The sequence below is a fragment of the Arthrobacter oryzae genome, from assembly GCF_031454875.1.
Classification (GTDB): Bacteria; Actinomycetota; Actinomycetes; order Actinomycetales; family Micrococcaceae; genus Arthrobacter; species Arthrobacter oryzae_D.
This window is the reverse complement of record NZ_JAVDRQ010000003.1, coordinates 164,794-179,962: the sequence shown is the minus strand read 5'-3', so window position 1 is coordinate 179,962 and position 15,169 is coordinate 164,794. Positions and strand designations below refer to the sequence as shown.

Annotated in this window: 14 protein-coding genes; 11 read left to right on the top strand and 3 right to left on the bottom strand. The window is 65.3% G+C overall.

What is annotated here, in order from left to right:
- Window positions 1-17 precede the first annotated feature (17 nt).
- Entirely contained in the window at window positions 18-1,934 is a 1,917-nt protein-coding gene (locus J2805_RS06660; RefSeq protein WP_309971084.1) for an amylosucrase, read from the bottom strand.
- A 159-nt stretch (window positions 1,935-2,093) separates the two neighbouring features.
- Between J2805_RS06660 and ligD the strand changes: the two genes are divergently transcribed.
- Window positions 2,094-3,116, top strand: a complete 1,023-nt coding sequence (gene ligD, locus J2805_RS06655) for a non-homologous end-joining DNA ligase (RefSeq protein WP_309971080.1) — start codon at window positions 2,094-2,096, stop codon at window positions 3,114-3,116.
- A gap of 59 nt (window positions 3,117-3,175) precedes the next feature.
- Here the strand turns inward: ligD and J2805_RS06650 are convergent, their stop codons facing one another.
- Entirely contained in the window at window positions 3,176-3,796 is a 621-nt protein-coding gene (locus J2805_RS06650; RefSeq protein WP_309971075.1) for an L-threonylcarbamoyladenylate synthase, read from the bottom strand.
- Between the two features lie 161 nt (window positions 3,797-3,957).
- Here J2805_RS06650 and J2805_RS06645 point away from each other — a divergent pair, with 161 nt between their 5' ends.
- The 8 genes from J2805_RS06645 (at window position 3,958) to J2805_RS06610 (ending at window position 10,225) form a co-directional block, all read left to right on the top strand.
- Window positions 3,958-4,374, top strand: a complete 417-nt coding sequence (locus J2805_RS06645; protein ID WP_309971072.1) for a VOC family protein — start codon at window positions 3,958-3,960, stop codon at window positions 4,372-4,374.
- 196 nt (window positions 4,375-4,570) lie between these two features.
- Window positions 4,571-5,440, top strand: a complete 870-nt coding sequence (locus tag J2805_RS06640) for a universal stress protein (protein ID WP_309971069.1) — start codon at window positions 4,571-4,573, stop codon at window positions 5,438-5,440.
- A 48-nt stretch (window positions 5,441-5,488) separates the two neighbouring features.
- Window positions 5,489-5,980, top strand: a complete 492-nt coding sequence (locus J2805_RS06635; protein ID WP_309971064.1) for an HAD domain-containing protein — start codon at window positions 5,489-5,491, stop codon at window positions 5,978-5,980.
- A 170-nt stretch (window positions 5,981-6,150) separates the two neighbouring features.
- Window positions 6,151-7,362, top strand: a complete 1,212-nt coding sequence (locus J2805_RS06630; protein WP_309971062.1) for an inorganic phosphate transporter — start codon at window positions 6,151-6,153, stop codon at window positions 7,360-7,362.
- Window positions 7,359-7,580, top strand: a complete 222-nt coding sequence (locus tag J2805_RS06625) for a hypothetical protein (protein WP_309971059.1) — start codon at window positions 7,359-7,361, stop codon at window positions 7,578-7,580. The genes J2805_RS06630 and J2805_RS06625 overlap by 4 nt, the downstream gene beginning before the upstream one ends.
- A gap of 182 nt (window positions 7,581-7,762) precedes the next feature.
- Window positions 7,763-8,731 carry a hypothetical protein gene (locus J2805_RS06620; protein WP_309971056.1) on the top strand — a complete coding sequence of 323 codons (969 nt, stop codon included), beginning with the start codon at window positions 7,763-7,765 and terminating at the stop codon, window positions 8,729-8,731.
- Between the two features lie 8 nt (window positions 8,732-8,739).
- Window positions 8,740-9,609, top strand: a complete 870-nt coding sequence (locus J2805_RS06615; protein ID WP_309971053.1) for a hypothetical protein — start codon at window positions 8,740-8,742, stop codon at window positions 9,607-9,609.
- Window positions 9,610-9,622: 13 nt separating this feature from the next.
- Window positions 9,623-10,225, top strand: a complete 603-nt coding sequence (locus J2805_RS06610) for a dihydrofolate reductase family protein (protein WP_309971048.1) — start codon at window positions 9,623-9,625, stop codon at window positions 10,223-10,225.
- Window positions 10,226-10,274: 49 nt separating this feature from the next.
- On the opposite strand, the gene J2805_RS06605 is transcribed toward J2805_RS06610, so the two are convergent.
- On the bottom strand, window positions 10,275-10,739 hold the full coding sequence (locus J2805_RS06605) for a hotdog fold thioesterase (protein ID WP_309971045.1): 465 nt from the start codon (window positions 10,737-10,739) through the stop codon (window positions 10,275-10,277).
- Here J2805_RS06605 and polA point away from each other — a divergent pair.
- Together polA and J2805_RS06595 are read left to right on the top strand one after the other, a co-directional pair.
- On the top strand, window positions 10,738-13,605 hold the full coding sequence (gene polA, locus J2805_RS06600) for a DNA polymerase I (protein WP_309971042.1): 2,868 nt from the start codon (window positions 10,738-10,740) through the stop codon (window positions 13,603-13,605). The two genes, J2805_RS06605 and polA, sit on opposite strands and share 2 nt — an antisense overlap.
- A gap of 76 nt (window positions 13,606-13,681) precedes the next feature.
- Window positions 13,682-14,971: a GNAT family N-acetyltransferase gene (locus J2805_RS06595; RefSeq protein WP_309974859.1), complete on the top strand. Its 1,290-nt coding sequence runs from the start codon at window positions 13,682-13,684 to the stop codon at window positions 14,969-14,971.
- The last annotated feature ends 198 nt before the right edge of the window (window positions 14,972-15,169 follow it).

Sequence of the window (15,169 nt, the reverse complement as noted above, 5' to 3'; positions counted from 1 at the left end):
GTCAATGATGCCAGCACCTAGCTGCGTGCCGGAGTGACCCGCAGCCAGACGAACTCCTGCGGCCGGAGCATGATTCCTTCACTGATGCGCGCCGGCTTGCCGGTCAGGATGTCCACCGCCTGCGCTGCGAATCCCGAGACAGTTTCGGCGGTCACTGTTTGGTCCTGGTCGCTGAAATTGGCAAGGGCGAGAATGAGTGTGCTGCTTCCGGGCCGCTGGTAGCCCAGGACGCTCCGGTTGTTGGTGTCGAAGTGAACGAGGCGGGTTCCGGCGAATTCCGGAGTTCGGGCCCGCGCGGCGATCAAGGACCGCAGCCCTTCATAGACCGCGCCCTCAGGGGTCGCCTGATCGTGGCGGTTCGCGTACCGGTCTGCGGGGTAGTGTGGCCGGTGCACCCACCGGCTGTCTGCTCCGTGGCCTTCCTCGAGGGCGTAGCCGTAGTCGTTGAGCTGCCCCACTTCGTCGCCAAGGTACAGCAGCGGGATCCCGCCGGTGCTGACCGTCACGGAATGCGCCAGGAGGATCCTGCGGACTGATTCGGCAGTGCCGTCCTCCAGTCCGCAGAGCGACGCCGTCGTGCCTGAAATCCTGCAGTCACCCGTCCGCGGGTTGTCCTGGAAGGGGACTCCGCGGGCGAAGCTGCCCGGGAAGCGGTTGACGTAGAAGGAGTTGAGGAAGCGGCGGTGGTCGAAACCGTTGATGCCCAGCTCCGCGGCATCCTCGTCAGCGAAGGTCCAGCCAATGTCGTCGTGGCTCCGCACGTAGTTCACCCAGGCCGTGCCCGCAGGAATGTTGTGCCGCCGCTCCAGCGCCTGCGACAGCAGCGATACGTCGCGGGTGGCCAGGGCCTCCCAGATGAGGGCCATCTGGAGCGGGTTGTACGACAGCTGGCACTCTGCGGGATCGATGTACAGGGCAACTTCGTCCGGGTGGACGATCGCCTCGGACTTGAAAAGCATCGACGGCGCCGCAAGCCGGCAGACGGCGTTGAAGGCCTGCAGCAGGGTATGGGCCTCCGGAAGGTTCTCGCACGGGGTTCCGAGCTGCTTCCAGATGAAGGCGACGGCGTCCATCCGGAGGATCTCCACGCCCTGGTTGGCCAGGAAGAGCATTTCTCCGGCCATGGCCCGGAAGACGTCCGGGTTGGAATAGTTCAGGTCCCACTGGAAGGTATGGAACGTGGCCCAGACCCACCGTCCATCGGGGAGTTGCACGAAGGAGCCGGGGTGGTCGTCCGGGAAGATCTCCCGGACGTTTTCTTCGAAGGCGTCCGGCATGGTCCGGTCCGGGTAGATCCAGTAGTAATCGCTGAACTCGGGGTCGCCTTCGGCAGCACGCCTTGCCCAGACATGCTCATCCGAGGTGTGGTTGAAAATGAAATCCACCACCAGGCTGATGCCGTTGGCCCGCAGCTCTGCAGCGAGGTCCCGCAGCTGGTCCATGGTGCCGAGTTTCGGGTTCACGTCACGATAGCTGGAGACCGCATACCCGCCGTCGGAATGGGGTTCCGGTGCCAGGAACAGGGGCATGAGGTGCAGGTAGGTGAGGCCGAGCTCCTTGAAATAAGGGATCCGGGCGCGGACTCCTTCCAGGTCTTCCGCATACCGGTCCACGTAGCAGACGCCGCCCAGCATGCTGTTGGACTGGAACCAGCCGGTGTTGTGCTCCCGCTCGGCATCCAGTGCCTTGAGTTCCGCCGGGCGTTCGTTCCACGAGCGGGCGGCTTGGAGGACAAGCGCAGTCAGCTGCTCCTGGAAGTCCGGGCGCATGCCGTACAGGGAATGGAAGAGCCGGTGCAGGTCCGGGAAATGACGGTCGAAGCGCTGCTGGAACTCGGCGTTTCCCCGCCCCCGTGGCAGGAGGTCCGCGTGCTCACCCAATGCGCTCAGAGCGTGCTGCCTCGATGCCTGGTCCACACCAGCGGCTTCAACCATGAAACGGGTCTCCTTCGACGTTATGCCGGGAGCCGTGCGGCGTCCGGTCCGTTCACATCCTTACAGACGGACCGGAACGTGCCCAGTGAAAAGGAACTTGTTTCTTCGTTTCGGGCGCCAACTGCTGACGCCGCGCGACGGGCGGGGTAGGTTGTCCCCATGGCGAGCGAAGCGACCACTCTCACCGTTGACGGTCCGAACGGCCCCCGCGACATGCGCATTTCGAGTCCCGGCCGTCTCCTCTGGCCGGATGCCGGCCTGACCAAGCTGGATCTGGCGCGCTACATGGCGGAGGTGGGGGAGGCGTTCATAGCAGCGAACGGTGACCGGCCGGTGGCGCTGCAGCGGTTTTCGGACAATGTCGACGGAGAGCAGTTCTTCTCCAAGAATCCGCCGAAGGGCGCCCCGGACTTCATCAGGTCCGTGAAGGTGGTCTTTCCGAGCGCGCGCTCGCATCCCATGCTGGTCCTCGACGAGCCGGCCGCCGCGGTCTGGGGAGTGCAGATGAACACGGTGGTCTTCCATCCGTGGCCGTCGCGGTCCGGAAACACGGACAATCCCGACCAGTTGCGAATCGACCTGGACCCCCAGCCCGGAACGGACTTCGACGACGCCGTCCCGGCGGCCTTTGCGCTGAGGGACGTGCTCGCGGAAGCGGGCCTCACCACGTTCATCAAGACCTCGGGCAACCGGGGGCTGCATGTTTATGCGCCGGTGGAACCGACCCACGAATTCCTGGAGGTGCGCCACGCCGTCATCGCCGCCGCCCGTGAACTGGAGCGGAGGATGCCGGACAAGGTCACCACGGCGTGGTGGAAGGAAGAGCGCGGCGAACGGGTGTTCGTGGATTTCAACCAGGCCAACCGCGACCGCACCATAGCCGGTGCCTACAGCCCCCGGGCACTGCCGCACGCCCCCGTCTCCTGCCCCATCACGTGGGATGAACTGGGAAGCGCCGATCCGAAGAACTTCACCATTCTTACCGTCCCGGAAAGGCTGAAGTCCGTCGGGGACCCGTGGGCGGACATGAACGCCAAACCGGGAAAAATCGACGTCCTGCTCGAGTGGTGGGAACGCGATGTCTCTTCGGGGCTGGGGGAGCTGCCGTTCCCGCCCGACTACCCGAAGATGCCCGGCGAACCGCCGCGCGTGCAGCCGAGCCGCGCGCGCAAGAAGGATTGACCGCAGGCGAACTGACAGGGGCAGCGCCCGCTCGGGGACGCCTGCCACCTAAAAGGCGGCTACTCGAACCGGGACGGATCGCCCATGCCGCGCCGCACCACTTCCGCCGATCCTCCGGAGAAGTCGATGACCGTCGTCGGCTCCGCCCCGCAGTCACCGGAATCAACGACGCCGTCCACTACGTGGTCCAGCCGTTCCTTGATTTCCCAGCCCTGGGTCAGCGGGTCCTCCTCGTCCGGCAGCAGCAGGGTGCTGGAGAGCAGCGGCTCGCCCAGTTCGGCCAGCAACGCCTGAACCACGGCGTTGTCCGGGATCCGGACACCTACCGTCTTCTTCTTCGGATGCAGCAGGCGCTTGGGCACTTCCTTCGTGGCAGGAAGGATGAACGTGTAGCTGCCCGGCGTCACCGCCTTGATGCTGCGGAACACGTCGTTGTCGATCTGCACGAACTGGCCCAGCTGCGCAAAGTCCTTGCAGACCAGGGTGAAGTGGTGTTTGCTGTCCAGCTGCCGGATGGCACGAATGCGGTCCAGGGCCTCACGATTGCCCAGCTGCGCACCAAGGGCGTAGCAGGAGTCTGTGGGGTAGGCGATCAGCCCGCCCGATCGCACCAGCTCCACTATCTGGCCTACCGCGCGGGGTTGGGGATCGTCGGGATGCACATCAAAATATCTCGCCATGCCCTGAGCTTATGGCCCGGCAGGGAATTGCGCACTTGACCACGCGGCCCGCCCCTATGCAGTGCTGCGGGACTGGGGCAACATATGAAGTGTTCCAAGCCCGGGTGGCCCCTGAACCGCAGGCGGTCCGGGTATTAACCGGTACGAGAGGACACTTGACTATGACCACCAGGCTCAATCCCTACCTCGGCTTCAAGGACAATGCACGGGACGCCATGACCTTCTACCAGTCCGTTTTTGGAGGCGAACTGGCACTGAGCACTTTCGGGGAGTTCAACGCCAGCGAAGACGCGTCCGAGCAGGAGAAGATCATGCACGGCATGCTGACCACCGAATCAGGACTGGTCCTCATGGGGGCCGATACGCCCAACAGCATGAGCTACAGCCCGGGCGACAACTTCTCCGTGTCCCTCAGCGGCGAGGACGACGCTGAACTCCGCGGTTACTGGGAGAAGCTGTCCGACGGCGGCACCGTGACAGTCCCGCTCGAAAAGGCGCCCTGGGGCGATACCTTCGGCATGTGCACCGACAAGTTCGGTGTCGCCTGGCTCGTGAACATCGCCGGCGCCCAGCAGTAAGCAAAACCGGCGGCAGCAGGATCCGTTCAGCACCTACTCCATCGCAGCGAAGTGGGCGCCTGAACGGATCCTCCCCGCGTTCCTGCGGGGCCTTAAGGCCCTAACCCCTGTGTTTCCCTCGGAGCACACTGAAGGTGTCAGCGGCGGGTGGGCGTGCTGATCCCGGGAAATTCGATGGAGAAGAGCAGGACCCAGAATGAGCAAACCAATCGTCGTCGGCATTAATGGCTCCGCCGGCAGCGAGGCCGCGATGTCTTGGGCACTTCACCGGGCGTCCCGGCTCAGGCTGCCTGTGATCGGTGTCCACGCGGTGGATGACCGGTGGATGTCGCCCGACTTCCAGTATCACGAACTCATCCGGGAATCAGGCATGGAACTGCTGCGCCAGGTGCAGGAGGACGCCGCGAAAAAGGAGCCCGGCGTGGCGGTCGACGTGCAGTTGCGGCACGGCAGCGCGGGCTCGGCCCTGAAGGAAATGTCGAAGGACGCGTCCATGGTGGTCATCGGGTCGCATCATCGCCACTGGGCCGACGGCGGGCCGATGACGGACCGGGCACTTCAGATCGTTACCGCTTCGGACAGCCCGGTGGCCGTTATTCCGCAGGGCCAAGGGCCCGAGGGCCGCGGCGTGGTGGTCGGCGTGGATGGTTCGGAGGAGTCCCTGCAGGCTGTTGCATTTGCCGCCTCGGAGGCGGACCGCGAGGGGGACGAGCTGACTGCGCTGCTGGCCTTCCGGCGCCCCGCCCGCTGGGTCCAGAGCGGGCTGCCCGCCAGCGGCCTGGCAGAAGTCATTGAGGAAGAGGACAGAATCGTGCTCGCGGAAACAGTCGCGGGCCTGCGGGACAGGTATCCGGACCTCGTGGTGAATCAGCGGCTCGATAAAGACACTGATCCGGCAAAGGCCCTCGTTGAGGCGGCGGCCAGCGCCCGGCTCCTGGTGATTGGCAGCCGGGGACGCGGGGGGTTCAGCAGGCTCCTGCTCGGTTCCACAGCCCACGCAGTCCTGTTGCGCGTTCCGTGCCCGACGGTTGTCACCCTGGTGCGCAAGGTCAAGCACGAGGAATAGCGGCTGCAGCCGAATCGTGCCGGCACTCCGGAACCGACCATCGCAGTGATGAATGTCTCCCTGTACCTCGACGTGGACGGTGTGATCTGCCCTTTCGGGGCGACAGGCGTCACTGATTGGGGGAGCCGGTGGCAGGTTTCCGACGCCGGGCTGCTTGAGGTGGCCTACGCCCCGGAGCTCGTCGAGTCCCTCAATACGCTGTCCAGGACACCCGGCCTCCGGTGTGTTTGGCTGACGAGCTGGGAGGAGATGGCGCCCGAATACCTGTGCCCGGCGATCGGCCTCGCAGGGCACGAATGGCCCGTCCTGGCCAGTGATGGACTGGCCAGCGGCGGAAGCTGGTGGAAACTCCAGGCCCTGCAGCGGGACATTGAAGCGTCAGAGCCGGACCGTGCGGTGTGGATCGATGACCAGCTCGACTACGAAGCCGAGGCCCGCGCCTGGGCATCGATCATCGGCACCCGACTGCTGCTGATTTCACCGCATCCCAGGATGGGATTGTCCAGGGCGGAGCTGGACGCAGTGCGGGCTTTCCTGTGAGCGCACGGTGTTTTGTCCTTACGGCGTTGACGCGTACGATCGATAGGGTTTCAAGCCCCTTCCGAACAACACCACCTGAAATTCCGGCAAACACCGGAATAACGCTGCGTGCGGCCGGGGCACGGGGAAAGTGGAACTGCTGACCGTCGACTCTGCAGATTGGGCAACAGGTGGAAATCACCTTCATGGTGGCGCTGGTAATAGCGCTGGCACTATTTTTCGACTTCACCAATGGCTTTCATGACACCGCAAACGCAATGGCTACGCCTATTGCCACCGGTGCCATCAAGCCCAAGACGGCAGTTGCCCTTGCAGCCGTCCTGAACCTGGTCGGAGCGTTCCTGTCCACGGAAGTGGCAAAAACCGTTTCCGGCGGAATCATCAAGGAAGGTTCCGACGGCATCCAGATCACCCCGGACATCATCTTTGCCGGCCTGATGGGCGCCATCCTCTGGAATATGATCACGTGGCTGAAAGGGCTCCCGTCCAGTTCGTCGCACGCCCTCTTTGGCGGCCTGATCGGCGCGGCCATCGCCGGAATCGGCATTCATTCGGTCAACTTCGAGTCCCTGATGCAGAAGGTCATCCTCCCGGCCATCTTTGCGCCGCTCATCGCGGCCGGCGTGGCCTACATCTGCACCCGCCTTGCCTACGCGCTGACCTCCCGGCACGACCCGGAGACCGGCAGCAAGCTCACGCAGAAGCGCGGCGGCTTCCGCACCGGCCAGATCTTCACGTCCAGCCTCGTGGCACTCGCGCACGGAACCAACGATGCGCAGAAGACCATGGGTATCATCACCCTGGTGCTGATCGCCGCCGGAACGCAGCAGCCTGGTTCCGGCCCGCAGTTCTGGGTGATCGCAGCCTGCGCGTTCGCCATCGCCATCGGCACCTACGCCGGCGGCTGGCGGATCATCCGCACCATGGGTTCGGGCCTCACCGACGTCAAACCGGCCCAGGGCTTCGCAGCGGAAAGCAGCACGGCCTCAGCCATCCTGGCTTCCTCGCACCTGGGCTTCGCGCTGTCCACCACACAGGTTGCATCCGGATCCGTGATCGGCTCCGGACTGGGCCGCAAGGGCACCTCGGTGCGCTGGGGCACTGCCGGCCGCATCGCCATCGGCTGGCTTTTCACGCTCCCCGCGGCCGGGATCGTCGGCGCCCTCACCGCCCTGCTGGTCAAGACCGGCATTGTGGGCGTTCTGATCGCCGCCGTAGCCGGAACCGGCGCAGTCCTGTTCATGTTCTTCCAGTCCCGCAAATCCCATGTGGGCCACCACAACGCCGTCGAAGTCGAAGAAGCCGGACAGGCGGTCCGCTTCCGGAAGAAGAAAGCAATGGCCGCCGGCCGCGCCAACAAGTCGAAGGATGTCCAGTCATGAAGTGGATCGAACTGATCCAGGTGGCCGGAGCCACCCTGGTGGCAGCTGTCACGGTAGTGGTGCTCTACTCCGTGGGGGTCCGCTTTACCGCCATTGCCGGTGATCCCGAGCAGGCCACGCCCCGGTGGATCAAATCCTTCGCGTACGTCTGCTTCGGCCTGTGCGGCCTCGCGGTGCTGTTCGGGCTCTACCTGATCATTCCGTACTTCAGCAAATAGCTGCCGGGGCTGATCTCTGGTGCGCAATGGCGGCTCTGGCGGATATCGCCCATCGGGGGAATAGTTAACACTGTTTCAGCGCGTTTGGTCCGGCTCCGCCGCCGGTCCATGCCGGGAGCCATCCCGAAGGGTTCTATCCAGGCCGGTTCCCCTGCCGGGAACCGCAAGCAGGTGGGTCTGTCATGCACAGTCAAACCGGGGCGACTGCCCGAACAGTAAGAACCGCGGTGGCCGTCTGCCTGCTGCTCCTCACCAGTGGATGCTTCGCTCCGCCGGCCCCCTCACCCACGGAAACCACGACGACGGCGTCGTCCCCCTCCGCCACGGAGCCTTCGGAGAGTGCCTCGGCCAACGGAGAACCAACGGCTGCGCCGTTGCCGGGACCGGGCGATGGACCGCCGCCCGAGGCCGCCCCCGTCATCCGCTGGATCCCCATCGGACCCGCTGCCCCCACCGACCCGCCCGAGGGAACGCTCTACGAGCTCCTCCGCCAGCGGGACTGTTCAGGTTTGCGGGACTCCACCCTCAACACGGCGTTCCCTGCAGTGTGGAGCGCCGCTGAGGCGACCTGCGCGGCACTGGCCACAGACCTGCCCCAGGACTGGCAACGGGCACAGGCGGCGCTGGCCGGTGTCCCCAGCCTGCCGCCCGGAAGGTGCTGGGAAATCAAGGTCACGGAATCCCTGCAACAGGCCGTGGATCTGCGGGCAGCACACCCGGGAGTCCAGCTCCTGGTGAACGCCGCAGGCGCCGGCGATGACTGCCCCCGTCAGTTGACCGGACTCACCGTGCTCGGCGGGCCCCACACCGGTGCGTCCGCTCCGACGGTGCCGTCCGGCGGCGGAACGCCGGTCCGGCTGGAGGGGTTCTTCGTGAGAGTGGACAACGTTCTGGTGAACGGCCAACCGGTTGAATTCGAGGGCCCGCAGTTCGGCCCATTCGTGTTCTACGCCCCGCCCGCAGCCGGCTTCGTGTCCGCGAGCGTGACGGTGGAGGCGACACCCCCGGTATCCGGTGAAGCCGTGCTGCTATATGCTGCCCCGCCCCCGGATCCCACGCCTACAACTCCGACCACGTCCCCGCCGGCGGAAACCGGACTGCCTACGGTCGGCCCGCCGGCAGACCAAGCGCCGCTGTCGCCGTCGTCATGAGCGCGGTCATGAGCAGCGAACCGGTGGCGGATCCCCGCTGGAAACGCGCCGTCGACATGCTGGCGGTCATCGGCCCGCCGCTGACCATTTCGACGGCCCTGCTCGTTTACTTCGGCTGGGCGCGGACGGACGCCCAGGCAAAGGCCATGGGGCTGGACGTCAGCCTCTTTGGCTACACCGTGCAGGATTTTGTCCTCCGGAGTATTCCGTCACTGTTCATCCCGCTGGTCTGGCTGTTGATTGTGGCGGTCCTCTGGCTTGCCCTGGACCGGTTCCTGGACGGCCACCTCGCAGCCGGCCGCGCCGCGGGCATCCGGCGGCTAGCCGCAGTGATCCTGATTGCGGGGCTAGGCTGTGCCGCGGCCATGTGGCTGGTGGTGATCCTCCAGCCGGAACGGACCGTGCTGTTCGTCCCCTACATCATGGCTGCCGGGGTACTGCTGGCCGCGTGGGGCCTGAGCCTGTGGAGGCGTTCAACGGAGGGGCCCGGACGCAGCATTGCCGCGCTTTCCCGCGGATCCGAAAAGACGCTCATCTTCTGCCTGGTTAGCCTGCTGCTCTTCTGGGGGACGTCAGACTACGCCCAGGCGCTGGGCCGGGGACTGGCGGTGAGCTATGAGCAGCGGTCCATGCTCCTGCCTACAGCGGTTGTCTACAGCAAGGACCGGCTGGGTATCAGTGCCCCCAATGTGCGCGAACAGTCCAGCGGCACGGCAGAGCAGCCTGTCTACCAGTACACCGGGCTCCGGCTCCTGGTGGTGAGCGGCGGACGCATCTTCCTGCTCAACGAGGGCTGGACGCTGCGGAGCGGCAAGGTGGTGGTGCTCCGTGATGATCCGGGCATGCGTGTGGAGTATGGGAACCCCGAGTCGAAATGACTAGGCTGGGGCCATGTCCAGTCTTCAGTACTTCGTGGCTTCATCCCTTGACGGATACATCGCCACGTCCGACGACAACCTGGCCTGGCTCCTCGAGTTCGACGGATTCGAAGGCGGCCGGGAAAGCTACGAAGCGTTCATGGCCGAGGTCGGCTGCATCGTGATGGGCGGGGAAACCTACGCCTGGCTGATGGAGCACGAGCCCGGCAACTGGCCGTATCCCGACACGCCGTGCTGGGTCTTCACGCATCACGAACACTCCGCGCCGCGGGGGGCCAACATCACGTTCGTCCGGGGTGCCGTCAGCGAGTTCATGGATGACTTCACCGCAGAGGCTGGGGAGAAGAACGTCTGGCTGGTGGGCGGCGGAGAGCTCGCGGCCCAGTTCGCCGACGCCGGCCTGCTGGACGAAATCATCATCTCCATCATTCCGGTGGTGCTGGGCGCAGGTAAGCCCGTGCTGCCGATCAAGGCCGGCCCCACCCGCCCGATGGAACTGGTGGCGTCCAACGCCATGGGCAGGGGAATCGTCGAGTTGCGGTACCGGCTCGGCGCCGCGCCCTCCGAGGACGCGCCGTCGGACAGCACTCAACCCGGCGACGCAGCGTCGGGCTGAGCCTCGCCCGGGCGGCCTGGTCAAGCCGCCCCTGGTCAAGCAGCCGTGCTCAGGAAGCCATGTCCCGAATCAGGTTGGTGATGCGGGCCGTGGATAGCCGGCGCCCCTTTTCATCGGTTATCACGATTTCGTGGGTGGTCAGCGTCCGGCCAAGGTGGATCGCCGTGCAGGTTCCTGTCACGGTGCCGGATGAAATCGCGCGGTGATGCGTCGCCCCCACCTCGATTCCGACCGCCTGCCGGCCGGGTCCGGCGTGCATCCCCGCAGCAAAGGAGCCGAGGGTCTCGGCCAGCACCACGTGGGCGCCGCCGTGCAGGATCCCGGCCACCTGGGTGTTGCCCTCCACCGGCATGGTGGCCACAGTGCGTTCCGGGCTCATTTCGAGGAAGTGGATGCCCATCTTCACCACCAGCGCCCCAACACCGTACTCTCCGAGCCATTCATGCATTTCTGCCGGGATGCCGGCGGCCTCCAGTTCGTCAGCGAACCGGCCGGGCGTGAAATTGTCCATCATGGGAACTAGGCTGGCACCTGTGAGTGAAACTACCAAACCGGCCCTAGCCCCCCTTTCTGCAGACACTGCAGCAGACATCCTCCCGGCGACTGAGTCCGAATCGGTGATTGCTGCCACGACAGCCCGCAAAACCAGTCGGACCGCAGAGTCGGTTTCCGCCACCGAGGCCCCCGTGATTCCCATCACCGACCAGCCTCGCCTCCTGGTGCTGGACGGGCACTCCATGGCGTTCCGCGCCTTCTTCGCCTTGCCGGCGGACAAGTTCTCCACTGCAAATGGGCAGCACACCAACGCGATCCACGGTTTCACGTCCATGCTGATCAACCTGATCAAGGAGCAAAAGCCCACCCACATCGCTGTGGCCTTCGACGTCTCGGATGAAACCACCCACCGCAAGGCCGAGTACAGCGAGTACAAGGGCGGCAGGAACGAAACGCCGCGGGAGATGAGCGGTCAGATCGACCTCATCGACAAAGTCATGCAGGCGTGGGGCATCAAGACCATCAAAATGCCCGGTTATGAAGCCGATGACATCCTGGCAACACTCTCCACGATGGGTGAGAAGGCCGGTTACGAGGTCCTTCTCGTCACAGGCGACCGCGACGCCTTCCAGCTCATCACCGACAACGTGTTTGTGCTCTACCCACGGAAAGGCGTCAGCGACATTCCCCGGTTGGACGCTGCCGCCATCCAGGAGAAGTATTTTGTGACGCCCCCGCAGTACTCGGATCTCGCCGCGCTGGTGGGGGAGTCCGCGGACAACCTCCCCGGCGTTCCCGGCGTCGGCCCCAAAACGGCGGCCAAGTGGATCAACCTGTATGGCGGGCTGGAGGGGGTTCTGGAGCACCTTGACGCCATCGGCGGCAAGGTGGGGGACGCCCTGCGCGAGAACGTGGAGGACGTCAAGCGCAACCGGCGGCTGAACAGGTTGCACACCGACCTGGACCTCCCCGTTACCCTGGACGAACTCGCGGAACCGCGGCCGGACGAGGCCGCCCTGGAGCAGCTGTTCGACGACCTTGAATTCAAAACCATCCGCACCCGGCTCTTTGCCCTCTACGGCAGTGACGAACTGGAACCCGCTGAGCGCGAGAGTATCGACACGCCGGACTTCGTCACCCCCGCCGATGCAACGGAGCTGAGCGCCTTCCTGGCCGCAGGCGGAGGCCAGCGGTCCGCCGTCGCCGTCGACCTCGTTCCGGGACGTATCGGCGAAGACGCCGCAGCCGTGGCGATCGTCCGTGACGATGCCGCCGTCTACATCGACCTCGCCACTCAGGACGCCGCAGCCGAAAATGTCCTGGCGGGCTGGCTGCAGGACCGGGAAGCACCGAAGGTCATGCACGGGTACAAGGCTGCCATCAAGGCCCTGTCCAGCCGGGGCCTGGGCTTGGAAGGGGTGGTGGATGACACTTCAATCTCCGGATACCTCATCCAGCCGGACCGCCGCACGTACGAGCTCGCCGAGCTGGCCCAGCACCACCTCAACATCAGCATTTCGCCCGAGACCGCCAAGGCAGGCCAGCTGGAGCTGTCCTTCGACGGTGACGACGCCGCCGCGGCTGGCGCACTGGTCCGGGTGGCCGCCGTCGTGCAGGCCCTCAGCCGATACTTCGAATCCGAACTGAAGGAACGCGAAGCCGCGGACCTGCTGGCCACCCTGGAGCTGCCCGTCAGCCGGGTTCTCGCCGACATGGAACTCGCGGGAATCGCCATCGACATGCCGCGCATGGACGAGCAGCTGGCGGACCTGGCCAAGGTGATCGACAACGCCCAGGAGCTTGCGTTCGCGGCGATCGGCCACGAGGTGAACCTCGGATCGCCTAAACAGCTGCAGACCGTCCTGTTCGACGAACTCCAGTTGCCGAAGACCAAGAAAATCAAGTCCGGCTACACCACCGATGCCGCGTCACTGAAGAACCTGTTGGAGAAGACCGGGCACGAATTCCTGGTCCAGCTGATGGCGCACCGCGAGTCGTCGAAGCTGCGCCAGATGCTGGAGACGCTCAAGAAATCCGTCACGGAGGACGGCCGGATCCACACCACGTATGCTCAGAACGTCGCGGCCACGGGCCGGATCTCCTCCAACAATCCCAACCTGCAGAACATCCCCATCCGCAGCGAGGAAGGCCGGCGCGTCCGCGGCATCTTTGTGGTCAGCGAAGGCTATGACTGCCTGCTTTCGGCGGATTACTCGCAGATCGAAATGCGCATCATGGCCCACCTCTCCGGGGACGCCGGCCTAATCCAGGCGTACAAGGACGGCGAAGACCTCCACCGGTTCGTGGGCTCCAACATCTTCCATGTGCCCACGGACCAGGTGACCAGCGCCATGCGTTCCAAGGTCAAGGCCATGTCCTACGGCCTCGCCTACGGCCTGACATCATTCGGCCTCTCCAAGCAGCTGGAGATTTCCGTCGACGAGGCGCGGACCCTCATGAAGGAGTACTTCGACCGGTTTGGCGCCGTACGCGACTACCTTCGCGGCGTGGTGGACCAGGCCCGGGTGGACGGCTACACCGCCACCATCGAGGGACGCCGCCGGTACCTCCCGGACCTCACCAGCACGGACCGGCAGCTGCGGGAGAACGCGGAACGCATTGCGCTGAACTCGCCCATCCAGGGCTCGGCGGCCGACATCATCAAGCGGGCCATGCTTGGCGTGCATGCCGAACTGAAGGCCCAGGGCCTCAAATCGCGGATGCTCCTGCAGGTCCATGACGAACTGGTCCTCGAAGTCGCGGCCGGGGAGCGCGAGGCGGTGGAGAAGCTTGTCACCGAACAGATGGGCTCCGCCGCGGACCTCAGCGTTCCGCTGGAAGTCCAGATCGGCGTCGGTCCGAGCTGGTACGACGCCGGCCACTAGCAGTTGCACGACGCGCAGGGCGCCAGGACCTGGGGCCCTGCGCGTGTCATTCATTCAGTTCAAGGGGGAGCAGTACGTGGCAGACAAGTATGAGATCAGGCGGTTCAGGGCAGCGGACAAGGGTGCGCCCGATTACGCCCGGGGAACCGACTGGATTCAGGCCGTAGGCTTCGGCTTCCACGACACCCGCCGGGATGACGAATTCGTGGACAAGATCATGGCCATGTACCGGCAGGATGACCGCGAGCTGACAGGGGTCTACCAGACAGGCGAGGTCGCGAAGCATTCGTTGGGCGCTGACATTCCCGTGGCCACCTTCGGTACCCTCCGCAAGGACCTGAACGTCGGCTATGGCCGCCAGCTCCGGACGCACATGGTCACGGCGGTGACCGTGCGCGGCACCCACCGGCGCCAGGGCCTGCTCCGCCGCATGATGACGGAGGACCTCGCCGCGGCCAAAGCTGACGGCCTCGCCATGGCCGCACTGACCGCGTCGGAAGGCTCCATCTACGGCCGGTTCGGCTACGGCGTGGCAACCTTTGAGCGCAGCGTCAAGGTGGACACCGGGCCCCGGTTCGGTCTCCGTCACCAGCCGTCCGGGACGGTGGAGATCGCGGACCGCAAGGTGCTGCTCGAACTTGCCCCGGAGATCTTCGAACGCGTCCACCGGCACACCCCGGGGTCCATCGTCCGGCAGGATGCCTACCGGCAGAACGTGTCCGGAACCGTAGGCCGTGACGGCAAGGAAGATGAAGCAATCAAGTGCGCCCTGCACTACGACGCCGACGGAACGGTGGACGGATACGCCTCCTACAAATTTGCCGGCTGGGACACCAAGCCCTACACGGTGGAGCTCGTGGACCTCGTGGCAGGAACGGACGCGGCCTACCTGGAGCTCTGGCAGTTCCTCGGCAGCATCGACCTCATCCAGCGGATCAGCTGGGCGGATGCGCCGGTGGACGATCCGCTGGTCTGGGCGCTGTCGGACCCTCGCTGCGTCGAAGCTTCCGACCACCGGGACATGCTCTGGCTCAGGATCCTGGACAGCGTCCGCGCCCTGGGTGCCCGGCGCTACTCGGCGGACGGGACGCTGGTCCTGGGCATAGAGGATGCCCTGGGCTTCGCCGGCGGCACGTTCCTGGTTGACGTCAAAGACGGCGAGGCCAGCGTCTCGGCGGCTTCTCCGGACACGCGGCCGGACCTGTCGATGGACGTGGCTGACCTCGCCTCCATCTACCTCGGCGCCGTTTGTCCCGTGACGCTGAAGGCCGCCGGGCGGATCCTGGAACACAAACCCGGTGCCGCGCTCCAGGCGCAGCTGATGTTCGCCGTCGAGCGGTCACCCCACTGCCTGACGCACTTCTAGGCCGGACACCCGGCCGGCAGTCCGGCGGCCTGACCTGCATGAACGCAGCCGGCACGGATGCCGGCCGCTTTGACCGGCGTTGGAGGGTACGACTAGAATGAACGGGCGTGTACTACGTGCACGTATCTAGAATCCACAAATCAGGATGAACCTGGCAGATCCATGTGGTCTGTCATCACCCGCGCCCCCGTCCATACG

Excerpts from the sequence above, each read along its gene's own strand:
- J2805_RS06640 (WP_309971069.1), top strand. The coding sequence starts at position 4,571 with ATGAGCAAACCAATCGTCGTCGGCATTAATGGCTCCGCCGGCAGCGAG.
- ligD (WP_309971080.1), top strand. The coding sequence starts at position 2,094 with ATGGCGAGCGAAGCGACCACTCTCACCGTTGACGGTCCGAACGGCCCC.
- J2805_RS06645 (WP_309971072.1), top strand. The coding sequence starts at position 3,958 with ATGACCACCAGGCTCAATCCCTACCTCGGCTTCAAGGACAATGCACGG.
- J2805_RS06650 (WP_309971075.1), bottom strand. The coding sequence starts at position 3,796 with ATGGCGAGATATTTTGATGTGCATCCCGACGATCCCCAACCCCGCGCG.
- J2805_RS06635 (WP_309971064.1), top strand. The coding sequence starts at position 5,489 with ATGAATGTCTCCCTGTACCTCGACGTGGACGGTGTGATCTGCCCTTTC.
- J2805_RS06615 (WP_309971053.1), top strand. The coding sequence starts at position 8,740 with ATGAGCAGCGAACCGGTGGCGGATCCCCGCTGGAAACGCGCCGTCGAC.
- J2805_RS06605 (WP_309971045.1), bottom strand. The coding sequence starts at position 10,739 with ATGATGGACAATTTCACGCCCGGCCGGTTCGCTGACGAACTGGAGGCC.
- J2805_RS06660 (WP_309971084.1), bottom strand. The coding sequence starts at position 1,934 with ATGGTTGAAGCCGCTGGTGTGGACCAGGCATCGAGGCAGCACGCTCTG.
- J2805_RS06620 (WP_309971056.1), top strand. The coding sequence starts at position 7,763 with ATGCACAGTCAAACCGGGGCGACTGCCCGAACAGTAAGAACCGCGGTG.
- J2805_RS06625 (WP_309971059.1), top strand. The coding sequence starts at position 7,359 with ATGAAGTGGATCGAACTGATCCAGGTGGCCGGAGCCACCCTGGTGGCA.
- polA (WP_309971042.1), top strand. The coding sequence starts at position 10,738 with ATGGGAACTAGGCTGGCACCTGTGAGTGAAACTACCAAACCGGCCCTA.
- J2805_RS06610 (WP_309971048.1), top strand. The coding sequence starts at position 9,623 with ATGTCCAGTCTTCAGTACTTCGTGGCTTCATCCCTTGACGGATACATC.